Here is a 17,374-nt window from a genome sequence, read left to right on the forward strand (position 1 = left end):
GATTTAGTTGTTAATAAATAAAAGTCCCTCAACTTTATTTTATTTAAGTCTAGCAATAGATTGTTTAGTTAGTTCCAAAAGTAAATGGATCGACTAAAATCAGTTTGTCTTATAGTCTGAAAATAATATCTCTAAGTCTGGTTGGCTGTATAGCAAGGGTTTTGAAGGTTTTTTTTGTCGAAAACACTAAAAAAATCTTTCTTAACAATGTGATTTAATTAAAAAAAAGGGTTTATTTTTGATAATATTGTAGTTTTATCATGAAAAAATAATAGTTTTTTTATGGGAAAACCATATTTGTAAAGTTTATTCGTAATGAAAAATTTGACCTTGTTTTAGTTCGAAAAATTTAAGTATAAGGGTAATTTTCTCATGCGTTTAGTTTTTTAATGCCTATATAAAACCAAATTTTTTCAAATATGTATATTAAAAATGTTTTACATGACTAAAATTAAATACCTCTTTATATTATTATTTACAATTAATTCATTTCAATCTATAAGCCAAGAATGTTTTTTTAAACCTATTAAACAATTTTCTACTATAGATAATTTATCTCATAATGGAGTAACAACAGTTTTTGAAGATAGCTATGGTTTTGTTTGGGTAGGTACTTATGATGGTTTAAATAAATATGATGGGTATTCTTTTAAAAAGTATAGAAATACATTAAAAAATAGTTTATTATTAAGTAACCGTATTTTATCCTTAAATGAAGATACCAATAAAAAATTGTGGATTGGTACCGAAAATGGTGTAAACATATTGGATTTAACTACAGAGAAAATTTCTACTATTTATACTAATAAAGATAGTAGCGAAAAAGTACCTATGGTAAAAAAAATAATACTTGGTTCCAATAGTACTGTCCTTTGTATGTTAGAAAATCACACTTTATTACATTTTAACAATAATTATAAATTAATAGGGACTTATCAACCTAATGAAGTATTATTAGATCAAATGCTCTTTAGAGATATTATAAAACTATCTGCTACAAAATACGCTATAACAACATCTAGAGGCCTTTTAATATTTGATTTTGTATCTAAAATGTTTAAATTAACATTAGCTAATGATATAGAATCATGTTTCAATTTACTTAGAGTTGATAATGAAAATTTATATGTTGTAAAATCACATGGTATAGCACATTTACATTTTGACGAAGAGATTGAATATGTATCTACTTTATTTAAAGATAAAAGATTTAAGTACATGTCATTAGATGATAATAATACATTATGGTTAGGTGCTGTATCTGGCGTGAGTAAAATATTTAATTTTACACCTAATACTCCTGAGGGAAATATAGAATTATGTCATCTTAAGACATTTTCTAACGAAATTTATGTTAGTTCTATAGTCAGTAATATTAAGAATAGGTGCTGGGTTACTACATATAACAAAGGAATTTTTCAATTTGATATATTAAATAACCCTTTTCATAGTTATAATAAAAATTATGGAAAGCCCTATGGTATAGAAACTAATACAGTAGTTAGTTTAGCTCCTTATAAAGAAAATCAAATATTTGTGTCTACTTATTTTGGTAAAATCTCATTGTTTGATGTTGCTAAGAAGAAATTTTTACCACTCCCTTTTAATAAGCCACCAACTAACATAGAGTACAAAGGAATTATTTTTACAGATTCAAAAAATAATATATGGTTTTCTCCTAGAGGAATACAAATGGGGTTGTACCTTAAAAAAGCGCATGAAAAAGATTTTAAAAAAATTAATGCAGAGAAAATTAATTCTTTTAATAATGCTGAAATTAAATTAATAACAGAAGACAAATATGGAGCCATATGGGCAGCAGATCGTGAAGATGTGTACCGTATAGAATTAAAAGAAAATGATGAAGAATATATTATAGAAAGTTTGAATGAGAAGACCTTATTTACTCCTAAATTTTCTTTTATTAGATATATATATTGCGATCCATTACATGATTTTATTTGGTTAGGTTCTGGCACCAATGGCTTATATCGAATTAATATTGAATGTAATACTGAATTAGACAAAGCAGATATCCAAAATTATCAGTATACAAAAAAAGATTATGCTATTTCTAGTAATTATATATCACATATTATTAGAGATGCAGAAAATAGTTTATGGATAGCTACAGATCAAGGAGGAATATGTAATGTAGTTAATGAGACTAGTATATCACCTAAATTTATAACATATTCAGAAAAAGATGGTTTAATAAATAATGGAGTAAAACGTATTGAGTATGATGGAGATAATAATTTATGGCTTTCAACTAATGCTGGGATAAATAAATTCATTACAAAAACTAAAGAATTTAGAAAATATCAAAAAGATGACGGATTACCTTTTCTTCAATTTGAATTTTCATCAACAAAACTTTCAGACGGAACTATGGTTTTTGGCGGAAGAGAGGGCTTTATTTATTTTGATCCAAAGGATATAAAGAAAACTAATGAGGTTCCTAATATAGTGTTTGGAGAATTTAAACTTTTCAATAAAACAATTGCTCCAGGAGATACTACACAAGGTAAAATTATTTTAAATAAAAATATTTCACTTTTAGATGATATTGAATTAGAATACGATCAAAATGTATTTTCAATTGAGGTTATTTCGTTACATTTTAAAAGTCCTAAAAATCATTTTATTAAGCATAAATTATTTCCTATTGATAAAGATTGGGTTGTTAATCCTTCCTCAAATAAAACCATTCACTATAGTGGACTACCAGCAGGAGATTATATGTTTGAAGTTATGTCATCTAACAGTGATAATATGTGGAGTCAACATAAAAAAATTAAAATACACATCTCTCCTCATTTTCTAAAAACTAATCTAGCGTATATTATATATACTATATTAATAATAGCCATAATAACATTAATTATAGTTACAGCATTACGATTTTATAAATTAGAATATGATTTAGAAATTGAACAGTTAGAAAAAAAACAAGAAAATAAAATAAGTGATGCTAAATTGCAGTTTTTTACTAATATTTCTCACGAATTTAGAACGCCATTAACTTTGATTAATGGTCCATTAGAATTGTTTCTTGAAAAGTTTAAAAAAGAAAAATTTATTGTAGACTATTTAAAGCTAGTCAAACGTCAATCGAAAAAAATATTACAATTAGTAGAGCAAGCTCATGATTTTAGAAAAGCAGAAAAAGATTTATTAAAATTAAATAGTACAAAATTTAATTTTTCAAGGTTTATTAAAGAGCTCACTATAGATTTTGAATATTTAGCTTCAAAAAGTGATAAGAAATTGTTTTTAAAAGCTTTTAGTGACGAGGTATATATAGTTGCAGATAAAGGTAAAGTCGAGAAAGTACTAAATAACTTAATAAACAATGCTTTCAAATTTACAGATAAAGGAGATCATATTACCTTGTCTTATAAAGTTGAGGATTCAAAATTGATTTGTAGTGTAATAGATACAGGTAGAGGTATAAACAAAGAAGATTTACCTCATGTTTTTCAGCGTTTTTATCAATCAAAAAATGATTATTTAGAGCATTCTGGAGGTTCAGGAATAGGACTGGCTTTTTCTAAAAAATTAGTAACATTACATGAAGGACAAATATATGTACAGAGTGAAAAGGGAGTAGGAGCATCTTTTACATTTGAAATACCAATAGGTAATTTAAAGAATGCTGAATTTAAAGATGAAAAAATAGAAGAGATAATTGCCGAAGAATTAGCTAATGATAGTTCGCTATCATTAGTTAATGAAGAGTTCAATACAAAAGAATTTGAAATTGAGGAATCATTAAAGAAATCAAATGTTTTTATTGTTGAAGATAATGATGAAATGCGATTATTTTTAGAAGATATTTTTGCTAAATATTTTAAAGTAACTTCTTTTTCAAATGGTAAAGAATGTTCTAGTGTTTTAGAAAGGGAATGGCCAGATTTAATAATTAGTGATGTTATGATGCCAGTAATGAATGGTATTGAACTATGCGAGTATGTCAAGTCCGATATGAAAACTAGCCATATACCAATGATTTTGTTAACAGCAGTCTCTACTATGGAAAATAAATTACAAGGACTTGGTGTGGGGGCAGATGCCTATATAAATAAACCATTTCAAGTTAAACATTTGGTATTACAATCTATAATGCTATTAAAAAACAGAAAAAGGCTTAGAGAGCGTTTTCAAATTGATTTTCCTTATGGTATCGAAAAACACTATGAAAACGAAAACGATACTGCATTTATAGAGAGAATGTTTGATATAGTAGATAAAAACCTACATGACTCTGAACTTGATATTGATTATCTATCTAAAGAAATGTGCATAAGTAGATCACATTTTTTTCAAAAAGTAAAGGCTCTAACAAATCAGACACCATATGAGTTATTAAAAACATATAGGCTTAAAAAAGCAGCAGAAATGTTAGTTCAAAATAATATACAAGTGTCAGATGTTTTTTCTAACGTAGGTTTTAAAAATATCTCTCATTTTAGTAGAGTATTTAAGAAAAAGTATGGCGTATCTCCAGGGAAATATAAAAAAAAAGGATAATTTATAGTTTAATAAGAACTAAGGTTAGACTTTGAATTCTGATATTACGTTTCCAACAGCTAAAATAGCTTCATCAAATTCATCTTTGTTAACATAAATTTCCTGTTGGCCTTGTATAGATGCACCAAAACCTGCTAATCTACCAGATTCAGATTCATCTTTTATAACAGCGCTGATATTTATATTTTTGAGAACACTTACAATACGTTGAACAGTAATAAAATTACCCGTGTATATTTTTATATAATTTGAATGATTCATAACATTATTGTTTTAATAGCTATTCTTGAATATACAAAAAAATGAATAAAAAAGCCAGAAATCGCTGGCTTTTTTATTCATTTTTAACCAGGAGAATTTCTCGAGGTTCTTCTGCGGTTTTCATTTGGTTTTTTGGTAAACCCCTACACGAAAAGTGTAAGGGTTTTAAATTAAGGGTAACTAATTATAAATTTTTATTTAATGATTTTCATCATTTTAATTTGCCCTTCAATATTAGTTAAGTTTAGAAAATAAATACCTTTACTCAAATGATTAAGAGATTCTATCTTTAATTGATTAGTGTTTTTAGATAGTTTCTTAGAGTAAACTATTTGACCATGTATATTCATGATGTTAACTTTTTGTACGCTTCCTTTGTTAAAACGGATGTTAAGTTCATCATTAAAAGGAGTTGGATAAATAGAAGCATCAAGGTTCTTTATTTCAGCTTTTGTATTTAGTACTTTGGAGCTTGTTCCTGATGATTCGTAAGTAATCTCTAGTTGAGGAGCAGTAGTAGTACCTTCTTTAGAGGAAAAGGCAACATCATTACCGTCAATTTGAGTTATAATTAAACTCAATTTTCCTCCTGTAGTTAATGCATTGGCATCTAAAGTCCAGGTATATGTAGTTCCTACAGAATAGGTAGAATTTTTAGTTGCTAGTGTAGACGTTGAACTTGGCTTGTTACTAGATGATAAATTACTCTCAGTCCAGCTGTTACTGTTACCTAAGGCTATGTTTATTGTACCATTTCCTTTATCCCCGTTACATTTTAACTTCAATTTTGCACTAGTAATAGTACCTGAGATACCACTCAAATCATATTGTAAGTATCCAACTCGTTTACCAGCCTCTACTCTTATTAATGCATTATCGTTTCTTGATGTTCCTTGTAGATAGGCATCATGGATCGGTGAAAATGTTGTTGTAGCTGTTGTACCGCTACCACCTCCAGCTGTTACTGTTATCACACTTGTAGCTGTCTTATTACCATCATTAGTCTTCACAGTAATTGTTGCTATTCCTGCTGACACAGCTTTAACCAGTCCATTGTTGCTTACTGTAGCAACAGAAGTATTGCTTGAACTCCAAGTTACCGATTTGTTTGTAGCATTGCTAGGTGAAATAGTCTTGTTTAGTTTTTTTGTACCATTTACTGCTATTGAAGCTGAAGTTGAATTAACAGAAATTCCCGTAACAGAGATGTCATTGGTACCGTTTAAATACAATTTAAAATCATCAATTCTTACATGACCAGTCTCGCGAATTGTGTTTGGCCCACCATTATAATAGTTGAACCAATAAGCATATATTTTTAGATCTTTAGTTCTTCTAAAATTGATATCTGTAAATTCATTAGCCAGTTTTCCATTTACCCATACACGCAGTATACCATTGTTTTGACCAGGTGTATTTAATTTAATGTACTGCTTCACACTATACCATTGATTAAATTGCATATCTCCTTTATTACCCCAGCTTAAACCAGATCCCCAGGTTTTTGTACTTGCATGGGGTTGAGATTTAGGGTTAGATACATCATATGGAAAGGGGTTACAACTTCTGTAGTTGGTGCTTCCTGGACAGTTAGATGCATCATAATTTGTATAAGTATGATATACGTACCATGAGTTTTTTGTGTAAGGTTGATTGTCACAATTTACACCACCTCTGGCAGACCATCCAGCCTTTCCATAACCTGGTTCGTTACCCCATCCAGCTTTATCATAAGTTCCTGAAAACCCTGGTCCTTTACCTCCGTATGTTTTCATATCTCCATCGTACATTACTCGATACTCTGCATAAAGTTCTTCTGGTTCATATCCTAAGTTTTCCATTAACATGTAACGCATAGATCCCCCATGGTGGCTACCTTTATTGATAGTGATTTCTACACAACCGCTGCCGTCAGAGCTGCCTGTTGGTAAATATTTGAAATTACTAGGGTGAGATATGTCATAGTTCTTTTGCCAATTTGAGGCACTAAAATCATCTTCCCATAATACTTGACCATTTATACTTTCTGGTATAAGTGATATTAAAAAAATGCCTAATAATAATAGTTTGTTTTTCATGATAATTGTTTTGAGTTTATATGTTTAGTTATACGTAATAACTACAAAAATAGATTATATTTCACTTACTAAAGGGTAGTAATTATCTTATTTAAAGGGGTATATTATTTAAAACTAAACATTCCAAGGTGTTATTATCTGACTATTTTCTAATGTAGAAGAGACTATATAATAACATTAATTATTTGGTTTTGTTTATTAATTCGTAGTATAAAAATTAATAATAGCTAAATTTCAGACGGGCTCAATATAAGGAGCTATTTTTAAGCTTCAATGTGTTATAATGTTTACTATTATTGAATATATTTTTATAGCCATTTAGTTTATAAGTAAATTTTATATTAGTTATAGTTAAAGTTGTATAAGAAAATAAACTGATTTTTACTTTAGATTAAAAAGAAAAATAAGGTCTAGTTGAAACTATGGTTTTTATTTTGATGTAATTAGAAGAAAAGATGCATTTTGTTGAATAAACTTAAATAAAGAAGTGTAACTAATCTATAAAATTATAGGTTAGTCATAAAAATCACGAAAAATAGAAGCCTCATTAGCTTTATTATCGATGAGATTTAGAAGAAAATAATACGTGTTATTATTAAAGAAATAGTTTGTTTATTATAGTCATTTTTAAATTATAAATGTATAACCATTAAGATGTAATTTATTAAATAGATATAAAGAGTTAAAATGTTCCGATAACACCAATTTGGTTACCTGTAAAGCTTAGGTTCCAGCTTATACGTTTTTCTTTTTTATATTTATAGGCCTTGGTTTGGAACATAAATTTATCAATACCGTCAACTACAACAATGCTTAATACAGCTGCTAAACCAACATCTGTAGGCCAATGTGCTCCAGAAAAAAGTCTTGAAATTGGTGCTACAGATCCTAAAGCATAAACCCCTATTTTTGACCAGATATTATTAAATTGTTTAGCAATAGCGTGAGCCATGGTTACAGATAATACTGTATGTCCAGAGGGAAATGAGTGAAAACCTGGCTCGTTAGACCAAAACCTGAATTCTGTACTTTTAAACCCATTACCAGGTCGAGCTCTACCAAAAGTTGTTTTACTTAAACTTTGTATTAAGCCAGTGGTAAATGAAGATGATATAATAAGAATACTAGTTTTTCTTATTTTTTCATTTTTAGTGAATAACCCAAACCCATACAATCCAGCATTGGCTATGAAATATACTTGAGGACTTCCAAAGCGTGTTCCTGCTTCTTGAAAGACATTTGGAACATCTGGTTCTTGGCGTATAAAAAAGGCACTACCTTCATCGTCTATTGTAGAGAGAGCTAAGGCACCAACAAGAACAGTGCCTAAAGTCATGAAATCTTTCTTTTTCCAGTGTAAAGGTCTAGAGAAAGAATGACCAACATTTTTAATACCTTGTTTTAAATCATATAATGCTAAATTACCTATAGATGTAGAGTCTGATATTTTTTCAGACTCTACAAAATGTTGTGCATTTAATTTAGAAATATAAAAAAGTATGAAAATTGAAATTAAGAGTTTTTGCGATTTCATAAAAATTATCTTAATTCTGCTCCAAGTTGTTTTTCAAAATTAACTTGAAGTTTTTTCATTATTTTGTCTATTTGCTTATCATTAAGTGTTTTGTTTTCGTCTTGTAACATAAAACTAACAGCATAACTTTTTTTACCTTTTGCTAAGTTTTTACCTTGATAAACATCAAATAGATTTACACTTTTAAGTAATTTTTTTTCGCTTTGTTTTGCAATTTTATAAATAGACTCGAAAGTAACATTTTCATCTAATAATAGAGCAAAATCACGACGTACTTCAGGGTATTTAGGTATGGCTTTAAATTTAATTTTATTATGTTTTACTAGATCTAAAATGGCATCCCAATTAAAGTCTGCAAATAATACTTCTTGATTAATATCAAAATGTTTTAGAATTGTTTTTTTTACTAAACCAAAATCTATAAGTTTTGTTTTTCCTAAGCTTAGAGTTAAACCTTCAGCAAATAAATCGTTATTTACAGGAGTTTCATTAAATCTAGATATGCTCAATCGTTCTAGTATAGCAATTAAAATTCCTTTCATTAAAAAGAAATCACTCTTTTTGCTATTATCATGCCAATTCTCAGAGGATTGATTACCTGTTAAAAAAAGAGATAAGTGTTTAAATTCTTCTCTTTTATCATTATAGCCATGATAAGTTTTACCAAATTCGAATAATTTTAAGTCTGAGCGTTTTCTATTAATATTAAAAGAAACAGCTTCTAATCCAGAAAATAATAATGATTGTCTTAATACGGACAAATCACTACTTAAAGGATTAAGCATACTAATATTGTGTTCTTCTTTTAATTGTTCGCTTAAACCAACATAGTTAGCAGTTGTTAGCGAGTTTGAAAGTATTTCAAAAAAGCCTTGAGAAGCTAATTGGTTTCCAATAATATTTTGAATTTTATAGTCTTCAAAACGTGATGTTGTAGAAATAGAAGCATTTAATTTTTCTGTGGTCTTAATGTTATTATAACCATATACTCTTAAAATCTCTTCAATTATATCAGCTTCACGCTGTACGTCATTGCGATAAGCAGGTACAGTTAATCCTAAACCAGTTTCTGTGACATTATTTACTTTTATGTCTAAAGAAGTTAAAATGCGCTTAATAACTTCTTTTGGTATTTCTTCACCTATTAGTTTTTTTGCATTGTCAAAACTTAGTCTAACTTCGAAATCTTTAATTTTGTTTGAGTATACATCTGTTATTTCACTAGTAATTTCACCACCAGCAATTTCTTGAATTAATAAAACTGCTCGTTTTAGTGCATATTCTGTGATGTTAGGATCTATACCACGTTCAAATCTAAATGATGCATCTGTATTTAAGCCATGGCGTTTGGCTGTTTTTCTAATGCTTATAGGATTAAAATATGCGCTCTCTAGAAAAATACTTGTTGTACTTTCTGAAACTCCAGAATGCATTCCACCAAAAACTCCAGCAATACACATTGGTACTTCTTCATCGCATATCATTAAGTCATCTTCATGTAGTTCTCTTTCTATGCCATCTAAAGTCACAAATTTTGTTCCAGCAGCTAGGGTTTTAACTTCTATTTTATTTCCTGAAATTTTAGCAGCATCAAATGCATGAAGAGGTTGTCCTAAATCATGTAATACATAATTAGTAGCGTCTACAATATTGTTTATTGGGGTTAAGCCAATAGCCTTTAAACGGTGTTGCAACCATGAAGGAGATTCTTTTACTTTTAACCCAGAAATTGTAACACCACAATAGCGAGGTGCTAAATCTTTATTTTTTACATCGACATCAATCTTTAATGTACGATTATCTACATGAAAAGCACTTATAGAAGGTGTAATAAGCTCTAAATTAATATCTTTTTGTATTAAACCAGCTTTTAAATCTCGAGCAGTACCTAAATGACTCATAGCATCGGCTCTGTTTGGTGTTAAACCTATTTCAAAAACTTGATCATTTTCAATATTAAAAATATCAGAAGCTAGAGCACCAATTTCAATAGTATTATCTAAAACCATGATACCGTCGTGAGATTTACCCAAACCTAATTCATCTTCTGCACAAATCATTCCGTGGCTTTCCTCGCCACGAATTTTACCTTTTTTAATGGTCCATGCTTCACCTTCTTCAGTATATAAAGTTGTTCCAATAGTAGCTACAGGTACTTTTTGTCCAGCAGCAACATTTGGTGCACCACAAACAATTTGTATAGGATTGTCTAGACCAATATTAACTGTTGTTACTTTTAATTTATCTGCATTAGGGTGTTTTTCGCAGGTTAATACCTCTCCAACAACAACACCTTCTAATCCACCTTTTATGGATTGATATGGTTCAAGTCCTTCAACTTCAAGTCCTAAATCTGTAAGTAATTCGCTAGTTTGTTCTGGTGTCCAATCTGTATTTAAAAACTGTTTTAACCAGTTATATGAAATCTTCATAAATCATTTGCTATTTAAGACTGCAAACCTACATATTTTTTTTCATTTTTCCTTTTAGAAGATTGAACTAAAGTAGGAGGTAAAGTGTTCTATTTTTAAGAATGAAATGTTAGGTAAATGATTATTCTTTAATTTTACGATATGGTAAAACTACAGATTTAGCAATATAATCGTGAATAGCTTTCTTTTTATCATTTCCATTTACAATAATAAGTGAAATCCAACCTAATAAAGATTTGGTTATAAATCTAGCTACAGCAAAAACTATGTTAATATTTTTTGTTTCATCATTTTCTTGCTTTACAACAATATCATTAAAAAAATGACCTACGGTAGCACCGTATAAAGAAATAAGAATAGGTTCATAAAGAAGAAATAGAGCAAAAAATATAATTATTCTTATATAATCTGGAGTGTTTTCAATAAGATTAAAAATTTCGGATGCAGAATACATTAATATTATAAGTACAATTGTATCTATTACTAATGCTTTTATTCTAGTTGATATGGGAGCGTATTGATTTTCCATAAATTATTTACTATAATTCATTTATTAAAAGGTTGTAATCGTATTGTAAATCTTCATGTAAAGCATTAATAGTCTTTTTAACTAATATTAGCTGTCTATTGTACATGTTTTGCAATTGTACGCTATTTTTAATGCTAGGAGTGAAATTTTTTAATTTACTACAGAAATAAATAAGTAATTCGACTTCTGTTTCTTTTTTTTGAGAATAACGAATATACTTTTTTATATTTCTCAATATTTTACGAGTACTTTTTCTAATGTAAAAATAACTATCTCTATTTACGAGTTCAAATTCCTCGTCTATATAGCCTTTTACACTTTCTATATAACCACTTTCATTATGAGATTCGAATAGTAAATAGGTGAGCAGCTCTTTATTTTCTTTTTTAAACCTTGATAAGCGGAGACAGAGTTCTTGTATTTCTTGGGGTGAAAGCGTATTTAATTCTTGTTTTATTTCTCTTAAAGCTACAGCTTTCATTAAAAATTTGATTTAATTAATAAATATAAAAAAACCATTACAATTGTAATGGTTAAAATAGTATTTTGTTAAAGGTTATATTATCTTAATTTAGGAAAAGTATTTGGGTTCGACTCGTGCATAACATCATAAATAGCCTCAAAAATATCTTCAGCCGATGGTTTAGAAAAATAATCCCCATCATTGCCATAAGCAGGTCTATGCGCTTTTGCTGTTAGTGTTTTTGGTTGGCTATCTAGATATTGAAAAGCATTTTGATTATTTAAAACTTCATTTAAAATATATGCTGAAGCTCCCCCGGGAACATCTTCATCAATAATCATTAAACGATTTGTTTTTGCTACACTTTTTACTATATCATGATTTATATCGAATGGAATTAATGATTGTACATCAATAACTTCTGCACTAATACCAATAGTTAAGAGATCTTTAGCTGTTTGCTCAACAATACGTAATGTAGAGCCATAAGAAACTAAAGTAATATCTGTACCATCTTTTACTGTTTCAACAACACCAATGGGTGTTTTTATATTACTTAAATTATTAGGCATCTTTTCCTTTAGTCGATAGCCATTTAAACATTCTACAACTATAGCTGGGTCATCACTTAATAAAAGTGTGTTGTAAAATCCAGCAGCTTTAGTCATGTTTCTTGGTACTAATAAATTTACGCCTTTTATTAAATTTAAAATGCCACCCATTTGAGAACCGGAATGCCATATGCCTTCAAGCCTATGTCCTCTAGTTCTTATTATTAATGGTGCTTTTTGCTTGCCTTTAGTTCTATAATGTGTGGTTGCTAAATCATCACTTATAATTTGTAATGCGTATAATATATAATCTAAGTATTGAATTTCTGCAATAGGTCTCAAACCACGCAAAGCCATTCCAATACCTTGACCTATAATGGTAGCTTCTCTAATGCCTACATCGGCAACACGAAGTTCTCCATATTTTTCTTGTAAGCCTTCAAGCCCTTGGTTTACGTCTCCAATATTACCTGTGTCTTCTCCAAATACCAAAGTTTTAGGATAATTGCTAAAAATGGTATCAAAATTATCACGTAATATGATACGGCCATCTACTAGTTCTGCATCATCATTATAAGTTGGTTTTATTTCAGGTATGCGTATACTAGACTTTTCGGTTTCTGAGTATAAGTGAGAGCTAAATTTAGGTTGGATAAGTTCGAAATAAGAATTAATCCAGTCATTAAGAATTTGCTTTTCATTAGTGTCTTCTCCAATAGTATGTCTTAAAGCTTTTCTAGCATGAGATAAAATATCTCTTCTTGTAGGCTCTTCTATGGCTTTTAAATTTTCTTTTAATTTTGATATAAAAACACCATTAGCACTAGTTGTAGCAACTTGTTTTAGAATAGTTATTAATTCTAAATGCTCTTTTTTTATAGGTCTAACAAAAGTATTCCAAGCATTGTTTTTTGCTTCTCTTACCTCTCTTTTTATTGTTCTTTCTATTTCAATGAGACCTTCATTTGTAGCAATGCCACTTTCTATAATCCATTGACGCATTTTTTTATTGCAATCATGATTAGATTCCCATTCTAAGCGTTCTGCATTTTTGTAACGTTCGTGTGAACCTGAAGTAGAATGACCTTGAGGTTGTGTGAGTTCTAATACATGAATTAAAACAGGAACATGTTCTTCTCTAGCAATAGAAGCAGCTTCTTGATATGTTTCTACAAGGTTAGCATAATCCCAGCCTTTTACGCGTAGAATTTCGAATCCTTTTTGTTCTTTATCTCGTTGAAATCCTTTTAAAATTTCAGAAATATTTTCTTTTGTTGTTTGATGTTTTGCATGTACTGAAATACCATATTCATCATCCCAAACACTTATTACCATAGGAACTTGTAATACACCAGCTGCATTTATGGTTTCGAAAAATAAGCCTTCACTAGTACTAGCGTTCCCAATGGTTCCCCAAGCAATTTCATTGCCATTTTTTGAAAATTTTTCGGTATTTATACCTTTTACTTCTCTAAATATTTTTGATGCTTGAGCTAAACCTAATAATCGAGGCATTTGCCCTGCAGTAGGGGATATGTCTGCACTAGAATTGTATTGATTTGTAAGGTCTTTCCAACTACCGTTATCATTTAAACTATGAGTTACAAAATGTCCACCCATTTGACGACCAGCAGACATCGGTTCGAACTCTAAATTAGTATTGGCATATAAACCAGCAAAAAATTGTTCCATAGTTAGTTCTCCAATAGCCATCATAAAAGTTTGATCTCGGTAATAACCAGATCTCCAATCGCCTTTTAAAAAGGCTTTGGCCATTGCTAATTGAGGAATTTCTTTTCCATCACCAAAAATCCCAAATTTGGCTTTACCAGTTAAAACTTCACGTCGTCCTAATAAACTACATTCACGACTAATTACAGCAATTTTGTAGTCATTTATAACTTCTGCTTTAAAGTCCTTGAATGATAAGTTGTTTTTCAAATCAGGTATTGTTTGCATAGAAAAATGCTTTTAGGTTTTGCAAAAATAGTTAAAAATTACCTTTTTTGCAATTATATGGACTTGTAAAAAAATACGAATTATATAAAAAAATAAAAGGTGTTTTATGTTATTTTTATTTTTTTGACAAAAAAAAGATAAATTAGCAATAATTATTTAATTTTTACTTTAAAACCACCTTCTTCTAAATAAACCTAAAAGTGCTTGTGGATCTACTGTAAATTTGAATCTTATTTTCTGGTCATAATTTGGTTGTCCAATTTCCCAGCCAAGATTCGAGTATATAGGAAGGTAAATTTCAAAATAATCTGTTACTAAATTAACTCTTATACCAGAATCATATACGAATTTAGGAGAGCGAAGCTTATTTTTTATGAAACCAATATCTCCATATGCTAATATATATCTCCAAAGTGTTGTACTTGTGTTAAGTGTAGTAATCCACTGATTTGCATATGGTTCTTCTAATTTAGATTTAAAACCTCCCTCTGCATCAATATATTGTTGACTAAAAATACCTGTAGATTCAGAACGCCCTAAATATGAATAATCAAATAAATAGTCTGTAGGCCTGTCTAGTGCGAAGCTAAAAAAATCTGAATTGATGTCTGTACTGTTTTTCAAAAAAGTACCAGCAAACAGACGTACATTTAATTGTCTATTACTTTCAAATAAGCGTCTATATTCATAATTAAATGCTAATTTGCTGAATTTTTTTCCTATTTGAAAATCTGCATACCACTTATTAAAATTTATAAGATTGTCATTTGAATATATGTAGCGCATATTAAAAACGCTATAGTTTGGTTCGTTTGTGGTTAAGATATTGTTAAGATCTTCATCTCTATGAATATCTACATATCTAAAAGATAATGATTTAATTTTGTTTGAGCGTAAATCGTCTTTTTCTCTAAATTGTAATTTTAATGATGGTGTTATTTTTCTAACAAATAGATCTTCTGCATATGATGTATAACTACTTACGATACCATAATTGATGAAATAGAGGTTGTTGTTTTCTAAATAATGTGTTTTAGATATTGATGCAGAACCTGTTAGTGATTTTGATTTGAATGCATATTGAGGAGCTATTTTATAATTAAAGAGTTTTCTTAAAATAGTTTTATTATAAGCTCGCATGCCTAGAGTAAATCCATCATATATATTATTGAATTCTGCGATAGGCATAAAAAATACTTGGCTGTAGTTGGGGTTTTCAAGATCTTTAAAAAGCTTGAACTGTAAGGGTTTATTATTAAAAAAGAAGCCTTTTAGTGATTTCCAATTATCTCTTAAATTAATTTCAGGGATGACACTGTTATAGTTTAAAACGAGTTTGTTAGCATTGTTTCTTGGTAAGGTAACTGTTTTGCTTCCATTTATGTTTTCAATCCATGTTTTTGATATTATACTGTCATTATTTAAAGAATACAATGAAATAGGCATATTATTATCACGTTTATTTTTTATAGTAAGCGTAATAGAGTCTTTTGTTTTTGTAACTTTTTTAATTTTAAAATCTATTTTTTTTCTAGTAGTTAGATAGTCATTAAAAAACCAATTGATATCCTTGTTAGTTTTAGACTTTAGAAAGGATTCAAACTCTTTAGAAGTGGTTGGTTTTAATTTATTTTCACTTAAAAAAGCCTCAATACTATTTTCAATTATGTTACTATTTACGAAGTCATCAAGATATTTAAAGCCAATACCAGCCTTATATTTATTAGCTATATTTTTATTAAATTTTAATAAAGAATCTTTTTGCATTGATAAGGGCTGGTCTTTATTAGTTCTTGCCATTAACATGAATGCTAAAATGTATTTATCATTAAACTTCATATCTGCTGCATGAAAAGAACGAACTCCCCAGATATTAGCTATAGAGCCCAAAAACTTCATATTAGGGTAGTGCTCATCAACATAACTCATTAGATAATATATTTGAATACCATCTATTAGCCATTGTTCTTTTCTTGGGTTTATTAGAAGTGTATTTTCTAGATAATTGTGTAATGCTGTTTTTAGAAGTTTTAACTCGTATTGAAAATGACGAGGATACGGTTTTATAAATTTCGGTAAAAAATTTAAGCCATAAATAGGCGCTTTATCGTAATCAATTTGAGTTAATAATAATCTTTTATGAGGGTATTCTCCAAAGTTATCAAAAATAAATTTTGTGATTTTTTCAGTAATTAAAACTTTATCTATAACTTGAATGCCTCCATCTTTTATGTTAGAAACAATTGAAAAATTATCAGATTGCAGTGTGTTAAAATTTGAGTTTTTAGTTAAGAATAACTTGTTATTTATTCTGTTTTTCCCTTCTAATTTTACTATTTGTTTGTTTGTTAATTGGAATATTTCGTTTGTATCTAATTCTGAAATTAATGTGAATCCATTTGGATGTTCGATTTCAAGAGTAATATCAGATTTAGGAATAAATAAATCATCTAAATTTTTATTACTATAATATTGCCATTTGCCATTATAGACAACAGGAGTTATATACCAATATCTTAAATTGATATCACCATCATTTGTCAAACCATAGCTGGTGAATTTAGAATTTGGAATTTGTACTGTGTATTCTAAATGTATTGTGTAAGAATTATTAGGTTTTAAAGGTGTTATAAGGTCTACTTTAATGATGTCAACTTGATCTTTAAGTTGTTCAAATATTAAATTTTGATTATTTTGTTTTATTGAAGCTATTGTAGAATATCCTCTATCCTTATTTTTTGCTAAGTGAAAGTCATTATTATATTCATCGGCAATACGAATAGCTAATGGTGTTTTTTTTGATGAATAGCTATTATTCCAATCGTTTAAATAAATAGTTTGTAGTTCATGCTGTGTCTCATTATAGTATTTAATAGTTTGAGATATTTTTATTTGCTTATTTTCTGTGTCGAAAATAGCTTTAACATCAATTTTATTTTGACTAAAACTAGCAAAACATATTAAAAAGAATAAAATACAATTAAGAAGACGTAATTTCAATTTTTATAGCATTAAACGGTTTGTAAAGTGTGTT

General features: G+C 28.8%; 9 protein-coding genes. 1 reads left to right on the forward strand and 8 read right to left on the reverse strand.

The window, feature by feature from the left end; all coding sequences use genetic code 11:
- Nucleotides 1-441 precede the first annotated feature (441 nt).
- A complete protein-coding gene (locus tag A8C32_RS07765) occupies nt 442-4,533 on the forward strand; it encodes a hybrid sensor histidine kinase/response regulator transcription factor (protein WP_069829861.1) in 4,092 nt (1,363 codons plus the stop codon).
- Between the two features lie 24 nt (nt 4,534-4,557).
- Here the strand turns inward: A8C32_RS07765 and A8C32_RS07770 are convergent, their stop codons facing one another.
- From A8C32_RS07770 to A8C32_RS07805, 8 genes are all read right to left on the reverse strand, one after another.
- On the reverse strand, nt 4,558-4,794 hold the full coding sequence (locus A8C32_RS07770; protein ID WP_069829862.1) for a putative signal transducing protein: 237 nt from the start codon (nt 4,792-4,794) through the stop codon (nt 4,558-4,560).
- Between the two features lie 194 nt (nt 4,795-4,988).
- Nucleotides 4,989-6,872 carry a T9SS type A sorting domain-containing protein gene (locus A8C32_RS07775; protein WP_069829863.1) on the reverse strand — a complete coding sequence of 628 codons (1,884 nt, stop codon included), beginning with the start codon at nt 6,870-6,872 and terminating at the stop codon, nt 4,989-4,991.
- 682 nt (nt 6,873-7,554) lie between these two features.
- Nucleotides 7,555-8,406 (reverse strand): phosphatase PAP2 family protein, encoded by an 852-nt coding sequence (locus A8C32_RS07780; protein WP_069829864.1) that lies wholly within the window; start codon nt 8,404-8,406, stop codon nt 7,555-7,557.
- Nucleotides 8,407-8,411: 5 nt separating this feature from the next.
- Nucleotides 8,412-10,838 carry a phenylalanine--tRNA ligase subunit beta gene (pheT, locus tag A8C32_RS07785; protein ID WP_069829865.1) on the reverse strand — a complete coding sequence of 809 codons (2,427 nt, stop codon included), beginning with the start codon at nt 10,836-10,838 and terminating at the stop codon, nt 8,412-8,414.
- Nucleotides 10,839-10,959: 121 nt separating this feature from the next.
- Nucleotides 10,960-11,367 (reverse strand): RDD family protein, encoded by a 408-nt coding sequence (locus A8C32_RS07790; protein ID WP_069829866.1) that lies wholly within the window; start codon nt 11,365-11,367, stop codon nt 10,960-10,962.
- Nucleotides 11,368-11,377: 10 nt separating this feature from the next.
- Nucleotides 11,378-11,848: a hypothetical protein gene (locus tag A8C32_RS07795; RefSeq protein WP_069829867.1), complete on the reverse strand. Its 471-nt coding sequence runs from the start codon at nt 11,846-11,848 to the stop codon at nt 11,378-11,380.
- Nucleotides 11,849-11,928: 80 nt separating this feature from the next.
- Nucleotides 11,929-14,340, reverse strand: coding sequence for an alpha-ketoacid dehydrogenase subunit alpha/beta (locus tag A8C32_RS07800; protein WP_069829868.1), 2,412 nt, complete (start codon nt 14,338-14,340; stop codon nt 11,929-11,931).
- Nucleotides 14,341-14,508: 168 nt separating this feature from the next.
- Nucleotides 14,509-17,340 (reverse strand): gluzincin family metallopeptidase, encoded by a 2,832-nt coding sequence (locus A8C32_RS07805; RefSeq protein ID WP_069829869.1) that lies wholly within the window; start codon nt 17,338-17,340, stop codon nt 14,509-14,511.
- Nucleotides 17,341-17,374 lie beyond the last annotated feature (34 nt).

Source organism: Flavivirga aquatica, from assembly GCF_001747085.1.
GTDB classification, from domain to species: Bacteria; Bacteroidota; Bacteroidia; order Flavobacteriales; family Flavobacteriaceae; genus Algibacter_C; species Algibacter_C aquatica.

What these genes read in the sequence shown, in the direction of transcription:
- A8C32_RS07790 (WP_069829866.1), bottom strand. Translation starts at nt 11,367, where the DNA reads ATGGAAAATCAATACGCTCCCATATCAACTAGAATAAAAGCATTAGTA.
- A8C32_RS07780 (WP_069829864.1), bottom strand. Translation starts at nt 8,406, where the DNA reads ATGAAATCGCAAAAACTCTTAATTTCAATTTTCATACTTTTTTATATT.
- A8C32_RS07765 (WP_069829861.1), top strand. Translation starts at nt 442, where the DNA reads ATGACTAAAATTAAATACCTCTTTATATTATTATTTACAATTAATTCA.
- A8C32_RS07800 (WP_069829868.1), bottom strand. Translation starts at nt 14,340, where the DNA reads ATGCAAACAATACCTGATTTGAAAAACAACTTATCATTCAAGGACTTT.
- A8C32_RS07795 (WP_069829867.1), bottom strand. Translation starts at nt 11,848, where the DNA reads ATGAAAGCTGTAGCTTTAAGAGAAATAAAACAAGAATTAAATACGCTT.
- A8C32_RS07770 (WP_069829862.1), bottom strand. Translation starts at nt 4,794, where the DNA reads ATGAATCATTCAAATTATATAAAAATATACACGGGTAATTTTATTACT.
- A8C32_RS07775 (WP_069829863.1), bottom strand. Translation starts at nt 6,872, where the DNA reads ATGAAAAACAAACTATTATTATTAGGCATTTTTTTAATATCACTTATA.
- pheT (WP_069829865.1), bottom strand. Translation starts at nt 10,838, where the DNA reads ATGAAGATTTCATATAACTGGTTAAAACAGTTTTTAAATACAGATTGG.